Source organism: Streptomyces sp. NPDC086023, assembly GCF_044540325.1.
Taxonomy (GTDB): Bacteria; Actinomycetota; Actinomycetes; order Streptomycetales; family Streptomycetaceae; genus Streptomyces.
Genome location: NZ_JBITRX010000017.1, coordinates 106,835 through 120,808, shown reverse-complemented (window position 1 = coordinate 120,808; position 13,974 = coordinate 106,835). Strand labels below are relative to the sequence as shown.

At 72.6% G+C, this 13,974-nt stretch carries 13 protein-coding genes; 12 read left to right on the top strand and 1 reads right to left on the bottom strand.

What is annotated here, in order from left to right; genetic code table 11:
- Positions 1–10 precede the first annotated feature (10 nt).
- From ACIF6F_RS28750 to ftsH, 3 genes are all read left to right on the top strand, one after another.
- Positions 11–2,437 (top strand): [protein-PII] uridylyltransferase, encoded by a 2,427-nt coding sequence (locus ACIF6F_RS28750; protein ID WP_399952906.1) that lies wholly within the window; start codon positions 11–13, stop codon positions 2,435–2,437.
- 279 nt (positions 2,438–2,716) lie between these two features.
- A complete protein-coding gene (ffh, locus tag ACIF6F_RS28745) occupies positions 2,717–4,273 on the top strand; it encodes a signal recognition particle protein (protein ID WP_399952903.1) in 1,557 nt (518 codons plus the stop codon).
- A gap of 100 nt (positions 4,274–4,373) precedes the next feature.
- The gene (gene ftsH / locus ACIF6F_RS28740) at positions 4,374–6,335 is read left to right on the top strand and encodes an ATP-dependent zinc metalloprotease FtsH (protein WP_399952899.1); all 1,962 of its coding nucleotides are present in this window, start codon (positions 4,374–4,376) and stop codon (positions 6,333–6,335) included.
- 7 nt (positions 6,336–6,342) lie between these two features.
- Here ftsH and ACIF6F_RS28735 read toward each other — a convergent pair whose 3' ends face one another.
- Positions 6,343–7,026 (bottom strand): methyltransferase type 11, encoded by a 684-nt coding sequence (locus ACIF6F_RS28735; protein WP_399952896.1) that lies wholly within the window; start codon positions 7,024–7,026, stop codon positions 6,343–6,345.
- A 133-nt stretch (positions 7,027–7,159) separates the two neighbouring features.
- Here ACIF6F_RS28735 and proS point away from each other — a divergent pair, with 133 nt between their 5' ends.
- The 9 genes from proS (at position 7,160) to lepB (ACIF6F_RS28690) (ending at position 13,872) form a co-directional block, all read left to right on the top strand.
- Complete coding sequence (gene proS, locus ACIF6F_RS28730; protein ID WP_399952893.1) at positions 7,160–8,572, top strand: proline--tRNA ligase; 1,413 nt, start codon at positions 7,160–7,162, stop codon at positions 8,570–8,572.
- A gap of 182 nt (positions 8,573–8,754) precedes the next feature.
- Positions 8,755–9,351, top strand: coding sequence for a hypothetical protein (locus ACIF6F_RS28725; RefSeq protein WP_399952890.1), 597 nt, complete (start codon positions 8,755–8,757; stop codon positions 9,349–9,351).
- Positions 9,352–9,577: 226 nt separating this feature from the next.
- Positions 9,578–10,018 (top strand): 30S ribosomal protein S16, encoded by a 441-nt coding sequence (gene rpsP, locus ACIF6F_RS28720; RefSeq protein ID WP_399952887.1) that lies wholly within the window; start codon positions 9,578–9,580, stop codon positions 10,016–10,018.
- A 2-nt stretch (positions 10,019–10,020) separates the two neighbouring features.
- Positions 10,021–10,260, top strand: coding sequence for an RNA-binding protein (locus tag ACIF6F_RS28715; protein WP_007266827.1), 240 nt, complete (start codon positions 10,021–10,023; stop codon positions 10,258–10,260).
- A gap of 81 nt (positions 10,261–10,341) precedes the next feature.
- Positions 10,342–10,887, top strand: coding sequence for a ribosome maturation factor RimM (gene rimM / locus ACIF6F_RS28710; protein WP_399952882.1), 546 nt, complete (start codon positions 10,342–10,344; stop codon positions 10,885–10,887).
- On the top strand, positions 10,887–11,708 hold the full coding sequence (trmD, locus tag ACIF6F_RS28705) for a tRNA (guanosine(37)-N1)-methyltransferase TrmD (protein WP_399952879.1): 822 nt from the start codon (positions 10,887–10,889) through the stop codon (positions 11,706–11,708). The genes rimM and trmD overlap by 1 nt, the downstream gene beginning before the upstream one ends.
- A 133-nt stretch (positions 11,709–11,841) precedes the next feature.
- The gene (gene rplS / locus ACIF6F_RS28700) at positions 11,842–12,192 is read left to right on the top strand and encodes a 50S ribosomal protein L19 (protein WP_388522843.1); all 351 of its coding nucleotides are present in this window, start codon (positions 11,842–11,844) and stop codon (positions 12,190–12,192) included.
- A gap of 44 nt (positions 12,193–12,236) precedes the next feature.
- Positions 12,237–12,980 (top strand): signal peptidase I, encoded by a 744-nt coding sequence (gene lepB / locus ACIF6F_RS28695; RefSeq protein ID WP_399952875.1) that lies wholly within the window; start codon positions 12,237–12,239, stop codon positions 12,978–12,980.
- 85 nt (positions 12,981–13,065) lie between these two features.
- Positions 13,066–13,872, top strand: coding sequence for a signal peptidase I (gene lepB / locus ACIF6F_RS28690; protein WP_399952872.1), 807 nt, complete (start codon positions 13,066–13,068; stop codon positions 13,870–13,872).
- The last annotated feature ends 102 nt before the right edge of the window (positions 13,873–13,974 follow it).

Here is a 13,974-nt window from a genome sequence, read left to right as displayed (position 1 = left end):
GAGCCCTTGGGTGACGAGCGTCGAAGAGAAAACCGAACAGGCCGACTCGGGACCCAGCGGTTACGCGGCGGCCCGGCTGCGACTCCTCCAGGAGGAGTCGCGGTCCGGGCCGCCGCGCCGTTCCGCCCTGGCGTCCCTCACCGACGACTGGCTGGCCGCCCTCTTCACGGCGGCCGCACGCGAAACCGGCGTACGGTCCGCCGCCCTGGTCGCCGTCGGCGGCTACGGCCGCGCCGAACTCTCCCCCCGCAGCGACCTCGACCTGCTGCTCCTCCACGACGGCAAGGCCGACCCGGGCGCCATCGCCGCCCTGGCCGACCGCGTCTGGTACCCCGTCTGGGACCTCGGACTGGCCCTCGACCACTCCGTCCGCACCCCCGCACAGGCCCGCAAGACCGCCGCCGAGGACCTCAAGGTCCACCTCGGCCTCCTCGACGCCCGGCCCGTCGCCGGCGACCTCGGCCTGGTCGCCGGCCTGCGCACCGCCGTCCTCGCCGACTGGCGCAACCAGGCCCCCCGGCGGCTCCCCGAACTCGCCGAGCTGGGCCGCGAGCGCGCCGAACGCGCCGGAGAGCTCCGCTTCCTGCTGGAACCCGACCTCAAGGAGGCCCGCGGCGGCCTCCGCGACCTCACCGCCCTGCGGGCCGTCGCCGCCTCCTGGCTCGCCGACGCCCCCCGCGAGGGCCTCGCCGACGCCCGGCGCGCCCTCCTCGACGCCCGGGACGCCCTGCACCTGGCCACCGGACGCGCCACCGACCGGCTCGCCCTCCAGGAACAGGACCAGGTGGCCGCCTCCCTCGGCCTGCTGGACGCCGACGCGCTCCTGCGGCAGGTCTACGAGGCCGCCCGCGTCGTGTCGTACGCCGGCGACGTCACCTGGCGCGAGGTCGGCCGCGTCCTGCGGGCCCGCTCGGCCCGGCCCCGGCTGCGCGGACTGCTCGGCGGCCGGGGGAACGCCGCCGAGCGTGCCCCGCTCGCCGAGGGCGTCGTCGAACAGGACGGCGAGGTCGTGCTGGCCCTGGCCGCCCGCCCCGAACGCGACCCCGGACTCCCCCTGAGGTTCGCGGCCGCCGCCGCCCAGGCCGGGCTGCCCGTCTCCCCGCACGCCGTACGCCGCCTCGCCGCCCAGACCAAGCCGCTCCCCGTGCCCTGGCCCGCCGAGGCGCGCGAACAGCTGGTCACCCTGCTCGGCGCCGGCGAACCCACCGTGGCCGTCTGGGAGGCCCTGGAGGCCGAGGGCCTGATCACCCGGCTGCTGCCCGACTGGGAACGCGTCCGCTGCCGCCCGCAGCGCAACCCCGTCCACACCTGGACCGTCGACCGCCACCTCGTCGAGACCGCCGTGCGCGCCGCCGCCCTCACCCGCCGCGTCGGCCGCCCCGACCTGCTGCTGGTCGCCGCGCTGCTGCACGACATCGGCAAGGGCTGGCCCGGCGACCACTCCGTCGCCGGCGAGACCATCGCCCGCGACGTCGCCGCACGCATCGGCTTCGACAAGGAGGACGCGCAGGTCCTGGCCACCCTCGTCCGGCACCACCTGCTCCTCATCGACACCGCCACCCGGCGCGACCTCGACGACCCCGTCACCGTGCGGACCGTCGCCGAGGCCGTGGGCGCCACCGGCACCCTGGAGCTGCTGCACGCCCTCACCGAGGCCGACGCGCTCGCCACCGGCCCGGCCGCCTGGAGCGCCTGGCGCGGAGCCCTCGTTGCCGACCTGGTGAAACGGGTCGGCGCGGTGCTCTCGGGCGAGCCCGTGGCGGTGCCGGACACCGGGGCGCCGAGCGCCGAGCAGGAGCGGCTGGCGGTCGAGGCCGTCCGCACGGGGGAGCCGGTGCTCGCCCTGCGGGCGCGCACCGAGGCACCGGACGAGGTGGGCGTCGAGCTGCTCATCGCCGTGCCGGACCAGCCGGGAGTGCTGCCCGCGGTCGCGGGGGTGCTGGCCCTGCACCGGCTGACGGTGCGGGCGGCGGACCTGCGCTCGGTGGAACTGCCGGGAGAGCTGGGCGGGGAGGTGCTCGCCCTGCGGTGGCGGGTGGCCGCGGAGTACGGCTCGCTGCCGCAGGCCGCCCGGCTCAGGGCCGATCTGGTGCGGGCGCTCGACGGGACGCTGGACGTGCCCGGGAAGCTGGCCGAGCGGGAGGCCGCCTATCCGCGGCGCCGCGGGGTGACCCCGCCGCCGCCCCGGGTGGTGGCGGTGCCGGGCGTCTCGGCCGCGGCCACCGTGCTGGAGGTGCGGGCCCCGGACGCGGTGGGGCTGCTGCACCGGATCGGGCGGGCGCTGGAGTCCGCCGGGGTGCGGGTGCGGAGCGCGCACGTGTCGACGCTGGGTGCGAACGCCGTGGACACCCTGTACCTCACGGGTGCGGAAGGCCTCCCGCTCCCGCCCCCCGAAGCCACCGCCCTCGCCGCCCGCGTGCAGGCCGCCCTGTCCTGACCCTGCGGGGCGAGTCCCCTACCCGCCCTCCCCCAGACTTCGTCCGGGGGACCCCCACTCCCGCTCACCGGGGCTCCGCCCCGGACCCGGTCCTCAAACGCCGGACGGGCTGAAAGATCCAGCCTCGCCGGCGTTTGAGGCGCGGGGACTGGGGCGGAGCCCCAGGGAACGGCGGAAGGGCGGGGTGGGGAACCGGCACCGCAGGGCTCGGGGAAGCGGCGGCGGCAGATACCCTGGGGGGCGACCACCCATCCGCCGACCCGAGGAATCGCGACCACCGTGTTCGATACGCTTTCCGACCGCCTCTCCGCGACCTTCAAGTCCCTCCGGGGCAAGGGCCGCCTCTCCGAGCAGGACATCGACAGCGCGGCCCGGGAAATCCGTATCGCCCTCCTCGAGGCCGATGTGGCGCTGCCCGTCGTCCGGGCGTTCATCTCGAACGTCAAGGAGCGGGCCCGCGGGGCCGAGGTCTCCAAGGCGCTGAACCCCAGCCAGCAGGTCATCAAGATCGTCAACGAGGAGCTCATCGGCATCCTCGGCGGCGAGACCCGCCGCCTGCGGTTCGCCAAGACCGCTCCGACCGTCATCATGCTGGCCGGTCTCCAGGGTGCCGGCAAGACCACCCTCGCCGGAAAGCTCGGCCTCTGGCTCAAGGGGCAGGGCCACGCGCCGCTGCTCGTCGCCTGTGACCTCCAGCGCCCCAACGCCGTCAACCAGCTCTCGGTCGTCGCCGAGCGCGCCGGCGTCGCGGTGTACGCCCCCCAGCCCGGCAACGGCGTCGGCGACCCGGTCCAGGTCGCCAAGGACTCGATCGAGTACGCCCGCACCAAGCAGTACGACATCGTCATCGTCGACACCGCCGGCCGCCTCGGCATCGACCAGGAGCTGATGCAGCAGGCCGCGGACATCCGCGACGCCGTCAGCCCCGACGAGGTCCTCTTCGTCGTCGACGCCATGATCGGTCAGGACGCGGTCAACACCGCCGAGGCCTTCCGCGACGGCGTCGGCTTCGACGGCGTGGTCCTCTCCAAGCTCGACGGCGACGCCCGCGGCGGTGCGGCCCTCTCCATCGCGCACGTCACCGGCCGCCAGATCATGTTCGCCTCCAACGGCGAGAAGCTGGACGACTTCGACGCGTTCCACCCGGACCGCATGGCCTCCCGCATCCTCGGCATGGGCGACGTGCTCAGCCTCATCGAGAAGGCCGAGCAGACCTTCTCGCAGGCCGAGGCCGAGAAGATGGCGGCCAAGCTCGCCAAGGGCCCCAAGGAGTTCACGCTCGACGACTTCCTGGCCCAGATGGAGCAGGTCCGCAAGATGGGCTCCATCTCGAAGCTGCTCGGCATGCTCCCGGGCATGGGGCAGATCAAGGACCAGATCAACAACATCGACGAGCGCGACGTGGACCGCACCGCCGCGATCATCAAGTCGATGACCCCGGCCGAGCGCCAGGACCCGACGATCATCAACGGCTCCCGCCGCGCCCGTATCGCCAAGGGCTCCGGCGTCGAGGTCAGCGCCGTCAAGAACCTCGTCGAGCGGTTCTTCGAGGCCCGCAAGATGATGTCCCGCATGGCCCAGGGCGGCGGGATGCCCGGCATGCCCGGCATCCCGGGCATGGGCGGCGGCCCCGGCCGTCAGAAGAAGCAGGTCAAGCAGGCCAAGGGCAAGCGCAAGAGCGGCAACCCGATGAAGCGCAAGGCGGACGAGGCCGCGGCCCAGGCCCGCCGCGAGCAGGGCGCCCAGGGCGCGCCCGGCGGCGCCTTCGGGCTGCCCGCCGGCCAGCCCGGCCAGGACTTCGAACTCCCCGACGAGTTCAAGAAGTTCATGGGCTGACGTCCCGCCGTACGAGAAGGCCCCCGCGCCCCGCGCGGGGGCCTTTCCCGTACCCCCGTACGGGCCAATGGCCCCCGGCGGGGTCCTGATACCTCCCGTAATGTCGGACTTCACGCCACAGGAGGAGGCCCGATTGCCCAGCCCGACCCCCGTGCCGCCGCGTGACCGGGCCGACACCCCCTGGCGCTCCGAGGGCGCGCCGCCGACCCCGCCGCCGAAGCGGCGGATGCCCGGCGGCTGGCGCGGGCTGATCCTCACCGCCCTGGTGGTCTACCTGCTCACCAACCTGGTCCTGTCGTTCTTCGACGGGGGTGACGAGCCGACCGTCTCGTACACCGAGTTCAGCAAGCAGGTGAACGACGGCAACGTCTCGAAGATCTACTCCAAGGGCGACGCCATCGAGGGCCAGCTGAAGAACAAGCAGCCCATCCCGGGCGGCGACGGCGACTACACCAAGTTCGTCACCCAGCGCCCCGCCTTCGCCGACGACAACCTCTGGTCCGCCCTGACCTCCAAGGGCGTCACCGTCACCGCCTCGCCCGTCGTCGAGCACCGCAGCTTCCTCGCCAACCTGCTCATCTCACTCGCCCCGATGCTCCTGCTGATCGGCCTGTGGGTGCTGGTCGCCCGCCGGATGGGCGCCGCCATGGGAGGCGGCCTGGGCGGTCTCGGCGGGAAGGCGCCGCCCAAGCCGGTCGAGGTCGAGGAGGGCAAGCGCACCACCTTCGACGACGTGGCCGGCATCGACGAGGTCGAGGGCGAGCTCAGCGAGGTCGTGGACTTCCTCAAGACCCCCGACGCCTACCGGCGGATGGGCGCCCGGATGCCCGGCGGCGTGCTGCTCGCCGGCGCACCCGGCACCGGCAAGACCCTGCTGGCCCGGGCGGTGGCGGGCGAGGCGGGGGTGCCCTTCTTCTCCGCCTCCGCCTCCGAGTTCATCGAGATGATCGTCGGCGTCGGCGCCAGGAGGGTCCGCGAGCTCTTCACCGAGGCCCGCAAGGCGGCCCCCGCGATCATCTTCATCGACGAGATCGACACCATCGGCCGGGCCCGCGGCGGCGGCGCGGGCGTGGGCGGCCACGACGAGCGCGAGCAGACCCTCAACCAGATCCTGACCGAAATGGACGGGTTCAGCGGCTCCGAGGGCGTGGTCGTGATCGCCGCGACCAACCGCGCCGACGTGCTCGACCCCGCCCTCACCCGACCGGGCCGCTTCGACCGCACGGTCATGGTCTCCCCGCCCGACCGCGGTGGCCGCGAGTCCATCCTGAAGATCCACACCCGCGAGATCCCCCTCGACTCCGGGGTCGACCTCGCCCAGGTGGCGCGCACGACGCCCGGGATGACGGGTGCGGAACTGGCCAACCTCGCCAACGAGGCCGCTCTGCTGGCCGTCAAGCGCAAGCAGCCCGCCGTCACCCAGGCGGACCTCTCGGAGGCACTGGAGAAGGTGCAGCTCGGCGCCGTCCGGCCGCTGGTGATGCCCGCCGAGGAGCGCCGCCGCACGGCCTACCACGAGAGCGGGCACGCGCTGCTGGGCATGCTCCAGCCCGGTGCGGATCCCGTACGCAAGATCACCATCGTGCCGCGCGGCCGCGCACTCGGCGTCACCCTCTCGACGCCCGAGGCGGACCGTTATGCGTACACCGAGGAGTACCTGCGCGGCAGGATCATCGGGGCGCTCGGCGGCATGGCGGCCGAGCACGTCGTCTACGGCGTCGTCACCACCGGAGCCGAGAACGACCTCGAACAGGTCACCAACATCGCCCGCGGAATGGTCGGCCGCTGGGGCATGAGCGAGCGGGTCGGCCGCCTGACCGCCATCCCGTCCGACGCCCAGGGGGCGTACGGTCTCTCCGCCGCGCCCGCCACGCTCGACGTGGTCGACAGCGAGATGCGGCGGATCGTCGACGAGTGCTACGAGAGCGCCTGCCGGCTGCTGCGCGAGCACCGGGACAAGCTCGACGCCCTGGCCGACGCCCTGATGGAGAAGGAGAGCCTGGACGAGGAGGCCGCCTACGCGGCCGCCGGCATCCCGCGCCTGGCCAAGCCCTCCGACTGAACCCGGCCTACGGCACCCGGGCGATCAGGTAGCGGAACAGGTTCGGCAGCCAGACCGTGCCGTCCGCGTGCACGTACGGGTGCAGTGCCTCGGTCAGCTCCTTCTCCGCCTGGTCCGCGTCCGCGGGGTCGGCGGGCCCGTACAGCCCCGCCGACAGCAGCCCCCGTACGGCGCTCTCGGTGTCGGCGTACCCGAACGGGCAGAACACCCGCCCCGACCCGTCCGGCACCAGCCCGAACCGGTGCGCGGTGTTCTCCAGCGCGTCCCGCGGTACGGGCCGCCAGGCCTCGCCCAGCACGGCCGCCGTGGCGCACCGCTCCGGCGGGCCCCACCCGGCCAGCACCACCGCGCCGCCCCGGCGGAGCAGCGGCAGCGCGCCCGCCAGGTCCGGGCTGCCGTCCGGCGCGAAGGCCGTCACCACGTCGTACGGGCGGTCCGCGGCCCGCGGCGAAGCGTCGGCGGCCAGCGCCCGCTCCCGGGCCAGCGCGCGCCGCCCCGGATCCGGCTCGGCGCCGCGGACCCGTGCGCCCCGGCCCGCGGCCAGCAGCAGGGCGAGTCCGGCGCCGCAGTCGAGGCCGAGCAGCCGTGTGCCCGGGCCCACTTCGAGCCGGTCGTACACCGCCTCGTACAGCGGCACCAGCATCCGTTCCTGGATCTCCGCCCAGTCACGGGCGACCAGCGTCGGTGTCATAGGAAAGCGCTCCCGTCCTCCCGTGCCCCCGCTCTGCCCCCGTTGACAAGGGAACTGCTCCTCGGCCATCCCGTCCATAGGACGGATGGACCCGATTCACGCTCAGCCTCCCCGGCGCCGTACCATTCGCGCCATGGCAAAGGCACCCGTTCTCACCCCGCAGGCGGAGGACTTCCCCCGCTGGTACCAGGACCTGATCAACAAGGCCGAGCTGGCCGACAACGGCCCGGTGCGCGGCACCATGGTCATCCGGCCGTACGGCTACGGCCTGTGGGAGCGGATGCAGCAGGAGATGGACGCGCGCATCAAGGAGGCGGGCGCGCAGAACGCCTACTTCCCGCTGTTCATCCCCCAGTCGTACCTGACGAGGGAAGCCGAGCACGTCGAGGGCTTCGCCCCCGAGCTCGCGGTCGTCACGCACGGCGGCGGCAAGGAGCTGGAGGAGCCGGTCGTCGTCCGGCCCACCTCCGAGACGATCATCAACGACTACTTCTCCAAGTGGGTGCAGAGCTACCGCGACCTGCCCCTGCTGATCAACCAGTGGGCCAACGTGGTCCGCTGGGAGATGCGCCCCCGCGTGTTCCTCCGTACGAGCGAGTTCCTCTGGCAGGAGGGCCACACCGCCCACGCCACCTACGAGGACGCCCGCGAGTACGCCGCGCACATCCACCGCGAGGTGTACGGCGACTTCATGACCAACGTGCTGGGCATCGACGTGGTGCTCGGCCGCAAGACCCCGAAGGAGCGCTTCGCGGGCGCCATCAACACCCTCACCCTCGAGGGCATGATGGGCGACGGCAAGGCCCTCCAGATGGGCACCAGCCACGAGCTGGGCCAGAACTTCGCCAAGGCCTTCAACACCTCCTACCTGTCCAAGGACAGCAAGCAGGAGCTGGTCTGGCAGACCTCGTGGGGCGTCTCGACCCGCATGGTCGGCGGCCTGATCATGTCCCACGGCGACGACAACGGCCTGCGCGTGCCGCCGCGGCTGGCGCACGTCCAGGTCGTCGTCATGGCGATCAAGGGCGACGAGGCCGTGGCCAAGGTCCGCGAGCTGGGCGACCGCCTCAAGGCCGCCGGCATCCGCGTCTTCGTCGATGACCGCGTCGACACCCCCTTCGGCCGCCGCGCCGTGGACTGGGAGCTCAAGGGCGTGCCGGTGCGCATCGAGGTCGGCCCGCGCGACCTGGAGAACGGCACCGCGATGCTGGCCCGCCGCATCCCGGGCGGCAAGGAGTCGGTCTCCATCGACTCGCTGGTCGACCTGCTGCCCAAGGTGCTGGACGAGGACCAGGCGCAGCTGCTGCGCGAGTCCCGCGAGCGCCGTGAGTCCCGTACCACCGACGTGGCCACCATCGAGGAGGCCGCCGAGGCCGCCGTCGCCGGCGGCTGGGCGCGCATCCCGTGGGACGTGCTCGGCCCGGAGGGCGAGGCCAAGCTCGGCGAGCAGGCCGTGTCCGTGCGGTGCCTCGTCGCCGAGGACGGCTCGGTCCCGCAGGCCGACGACGCCCCCGGTACGCTCGCGATCGTGGCGCGCTCCTACTGATCGTCAGGAGGGTCCCCCCGGCAGCTTTTCCGGCCGGGGGGACCCCCTTACGTACCGACTCCTCCGGAGTTCTGCGTACCCGTCCTCGTCGGGACGCATCAGAGTGAACTGACTGGTACGTGCAAAAAATTTGGAATGGCCCGGAATCGGAACACCTGGGCCCCCAGGCTCGTTGTCACGACGTGAGCACGACACCACCTGTTCTCGCCGCAGAGCTGGCGCAGGCGTGGGCCGACATTCAGCGGTACCACCCCGAGCTGCCTGACCTTGCCGCGCCCGAGTCCCTGATCGGAGAGTCCTCGTCCGCCTGCGGCGCCGAGCTCTCCTTCGAGCGACTGCTGCACGAGGCAGTCCACGGCATCGCCGCCGCCCGAGGCGTGCGCGACACCTCGCGAGCGGGGCGCTACCACAACCGCAGATTCCTCGCGATCGCCGAGGAGATGGGCCTCGACCACTCCGACGAGCCGCACGCGAGCAGCGGCTTCTCCCTGGTCACGCTCAATCCCGAGGCCAAGAAGCGCTACCGCCCGACCATCGAGCGGCTCCAGCGCGCCCTCAAGGCGCACACCGCGGCCACCGCGGCCGACACCAAGCGCTCCTTCCGCGGGCCGGCCGCCCGGCACGGCTCCTCCGGTGGCGGCGTACGTGTCAAGGCGGTCTGCGAGTGCGGGCGGAACGTCCGGGTGGTCCCCTCCGTGCTGGCCCAGGCGCCGATCGTGTGCGGCGGGTGCATGAAGCCCTTCCGCATCCCCGAGGCCGCGGTCGCCGCGGCGTCCTGACGCCTCCCGCGGGCGCACCGGGCGGGCACGGCCACGCCGTCGGCCCTGGCCGCCCACGCGCGCGTGGCCGTGTCCTGGACGTATGGCACAATGGCTAGCTGTACTCGACAGTCGCACAGGACCCCTCTCTCCTCCGGCTGACGCGTCCATCGGGCACCCGAGTACCGCAACCCCACGTGGCATCCCGTTGTGCCCAACCACGTCAAGACCAGGAGACACCACTCCAGTGGCAGTCAAGATCAAGCTGAAGCGTCTGGGCAAGATCCGTTCGCCTCACTACCGCATCGTCGTCGCCGACTCCCGTACCCGCCGTGACGGCCGGGCCATCGAGGAGCTGGGCATCTACCAGCCGACGTACAACCCCTCGAAGATCGAGGTCAACTCCGAGCGTGCGCAGTACTGGCTGTCCGTCGGCGCCCAGCCGACCGAGCCGGTCCTCGCCATCCTGAAGCTCACCGGCGACTGGCAGAAGCACAAGGGCCTGCCGGCCCCGGCGCCGCTGCTGCAGCCGGCGACGAAGGAAGACAAGCGTCGTTCCTTCGAGGAGTTCGCCAAGACCCTGGAGGGTGGCGACGCCAAGGGCGAGGCCATCACCCAGAAGGCCAAGAAGACCGAGAAGAAGGCGGACGAGGCCGAGGCCGCGTCCACCGAGTCGACCGAGGCCTGATCATGCTCGAGGAGGCTCTCGAGCACCTCGTGAAGGGCATCGTCGACAACCCCGACGACGTGCAGGTCGCCTCGCGCAACCTGCGCCGCGGGCAGGTCCTCGAGGTCCGGGTCCACCCGGACGACCTCGGCAAGGTGATCGGCCGTAACGGCCGCACCGCGCGCGCCCTGCGCACCGTCGTGGGCGCCATCGGCGGCCGGGGCATCCGCGTCGACCTCGTCGACGTGGACCAGGTCCGCTGAGAAGTTGAATCACCGGCACGGGCCGGGGAGGGCACACGTGCCCGCCCCGGCCCGTCGTCGTCCCGACAGGAGAGAAACAGCGTGCAGCTCGTAGTCGCGCGGATCGGCCGCGCCCACGGCATCAAGGGTGAGGTCACCGTCGAGGTACGCACCGACGAGCCCGAACTCCGGCTCAGCCCCGGTGCCGTGCTCCACACCGAGCCCGCCTCGGCCGGACCGCTCACCATCGAGACCGGCCGCGTGCACAGCGGCCGCCTGCTGCTGCGCTTCGAGGGCGTCAGGGACCGCACCGCCGCGGAGGCCCTGCGCAACATCCTGCTGATCGCCGAGGTCGACCCGTCCGAGCTCCCGGAGGAGGAGGACGAGTTCTACGACCACCAGCTCATGGACCTCGACGTGGTCCTCGCCGACGGCACCGAGGTCGGCCGGATCACGGAGATCTCCCACCTGCCCTCGCAGGACCTCTTCATCGTCGAGCGGCCGGACGGCACCGAGGTGATGATCCCCTTCGTCGAGGAGATCGTCACCGAGATCGACCTGGAGAACCAGCGCGCCGTGATCACCCCGCCGCCGGGGCTGATCGACGACCGCGCGGAGATCGCCTCCGCCCGGGACGGGGAGTCCTGATGCGGCTCGACGTCGTCACGATCTTCCCGGAGTACCTGGAGCCGCTGAACGTCTCGCTGGTCGGGAAGGCCCGCGCCCGCGGGCAGCTCGGCGTCCACGTCCACGACCTGCGGGACTGGACGTACGACCGGCACAACACGGTCGACGACACCCCGTACGGCGGCGGCCCCGGCATGGTCATGAAGACCGAGCCCTGGGGTGACTGCCTGGACCAGGTGCTGGCCGACGGCTACGAGTCCGGCGCCCACGGCCCGGCCATCGTCGTCCCCACCCCCAGCGGGCGCCCGTTCACCCAGGAGCTCGCCGTCGAGCTCTCCCGGCGCCCCTGGCTGATCTTCACCCCGGCCCGGTACGAGGGCATCGACCGCCGGGTGACGGACGAGTACGCCACCCGGATGCCGGTCTACGAGGTCTCCATCGGCGATTACGTGCTGGCCGGCGGCGAGGCCGCGGTCCTGGTCGTCACGGAGGCGGTGGCCCGCCTGCTGCCCGGCGTACTCGGCAACGCCGAGTCGCACCGGGACGACTCGTTCGCGCCCGGCGAGATGGCGAACCTGCTGGAGGGTCCCGTCTACACCAAGCCCCCGGAGTGGCGCGGCCGCGGCATCCCCGACGTGCTGCTCAGCGGCCACCACGGCAGGATCGCCCGGTGGCGCCGCGACGAGGCCTTCGCCCGTACCGCGCAGAACCGTCCGGACCTGATCGAGCGCACCCCCGCGTCGGCCTTCGACAAGAAGGACCGCGAGACGCTCAGCATCCTGGGCTGGGCACCGACGCCCGACGGCCGATTTTGGCGCAGGCCCGCCGCCGTGGAAGAATAGGCGGCTGCTGTACGCCCGGCTTCGCGCCCCTGCCACAGGGGGACCGTCGCGGACCGGGCGGAACGGCTTCGAACTCTCTACGAACTCCCGCCCGGCGACCTGTGGCGTCGTGCGAAGAAAGCAGACGAAGAACATGTCTCACCTGCTCGATGGCGTCAACGCCGCCTCCCTGCGCTCGGACGTCCCGGCCTTCCGCCCGGGTGACACCGTCAACGTGCACGTCCGCGTGATCGAGGGCAACCGCTCCCGTATCCAGCAGTTCAAGGGCGTTGTCATCCGTCGCCAGGGCTCTGGCGTCTCCGAGACCTTCACCGTTCGCAAGGTCTCCTTCAGCGTCGGCGTGGAGCGTACCTTCCCGGTGCACTCCCCGATCTTCGAGAAGATCGAGCTCGTCACCCGCGGTGACGTGCGCCGCGCGAAGCTGTACTACCTCCGTGAGCTCCGCGGCAAGGCCGCGAAGATCAAGGAGAAGCGCGACAACTGATCTCGGCTCCGGCGTCCGGGGGTGGCCGGATAGGCTCGCCCCCGATGGACACCGAAGCACGAATCACGCAGCGCGGCAGCTCCTCCTCCGAACCCGGCGACGGGCCGGAGGGGGAGCGGCCGCGCTCTGCGTTTTCCCGGAGCGCCTTGCGGGGGCTGACCGTACGCCGTGCCGCGCTGATCGGGGTGGCCTGCACGGCCTTCCTGCTGCTGTTCTCCCAGTACGTCGTCCAGCCCTTCCTGATCCCGAGCCACTCGATGGAGCCGACGCTGAAGGTCGGCGACCGAGTGCTCGTGAACAAGCTGGCGTACCGTTTCGGCGACCGGCCGGAGCGGGGTGACGTGGTGGTCTTCGACGGCACCGGGTCCTTCGTCCGGGAGCGTCCCGACGGCGACGCCCTGGGTGAGGCGCTGCGGGGCGCGGGTGCCGCGCTCGGGCTGGCGGAGCCGGCCGAGACGGACTTCGTGAAGCGGGTCGTGGGCGTGGGCGGCGACGACGTCGTCTGCTGCGACGCCGGCGGCCGGATCAAGGTGAACGGTGTGCCCGTCGAGGAGGACTACCTCTTCCCCGGTGACACCGCGTCCCGGGTGCCCTTCCGGGTCGTCGTCCCCCTGGGGACCCTGTTCGTCATGGGCGACCACCGGTCGCAGTCGCGAGATTCCCGGGACCACCTGGGAGAGCCGGGCGGGGGGATGGTGCCGGTGGAGAAGGTGATCGGGCGGGCCGACTGGATCGGCTGGCCGGCGACCCGCTGGGGCGCGCCGGGAACCGGGGCGGGGCATGGGTAGCCGCGGGCGCCCGCGGGGCGCGGCGCGCGAGCCGGGACCGGGCACGGGGGCGCGTACGGCCGCACGGGCCCGTACCGACGCCGACGTGCGTACGGACGACTCCCCGCGGGCCGGGAGGCCGGCGGCACCGGCCGCGCCCGGACGGGCGGAGCGGCGGCGGCTGGCCCGGCGGGTCAGACGGCGCCGCCGTACCCGCACGGCCGGCGAGGTGCCGCTGCTGATCGTGGTGGCGCTGCTGATAGCCCTGGTGCTCAAGACGTTCCTGGTGCAGGCCTTCGTGATCCCGTCGGGCTCGATGGAGCAGACGATCCGGATCGGCGACCGGGTGCTGGTCGACAAGCTGTCCCCGTGGTTCGGCGCGAAGCCGGAGAGGGGCGAGGTCGTGGTGTTCAAGGACCCGGGCGGCTGGCTCCAGGGGGAGACCCGCCGGGTGGAACCCGACCCGGTGGGCGTCAAACAGGTCAAGCAGGTGCTGACCTTCATCGGCCTGCTCCCCTCGGCGGACGAGCAGGACCTGATCAAGCGGGTCGTCGCGGTCGGCGGCGACACGGTGAAGTGCTGCGACGCGCGGGGCCGGGTCAGCGTCAACGGCGAGGGGCTCGACGAGCCCTACGTGAACCCGGGCAACGCGCCCTCCGAGGTGACCTTCGAGGTGAAGGTGCCCGAGGGGCGGCTGTTCGTGATGGGCGACCACCGCTCGAACTCCGCGGACTCGCGGTTCCACCTGGACGAGCCCTTCGACGGCACGATCTCCGAGGAGGGCGTGGTGGGGCGGGCCGTCGTGATCGCCTGGCCCTTCGGCCACTGGCGCAAGCTGGAGGTCCCGGCGACTTTCCGATCCGTGCCGGAACCCGCGCGGCGCGGGCGCCGCCGTACCCGGCCCGTCGCATAGTGTTGCTCCCCGGGATCCGTACGGCATGATCCGCACGGGATCCTTACGTGCCCGTACGGCATGATCCCTGAGGAAACACTTCACCTCCCGACCCCTGCGGAA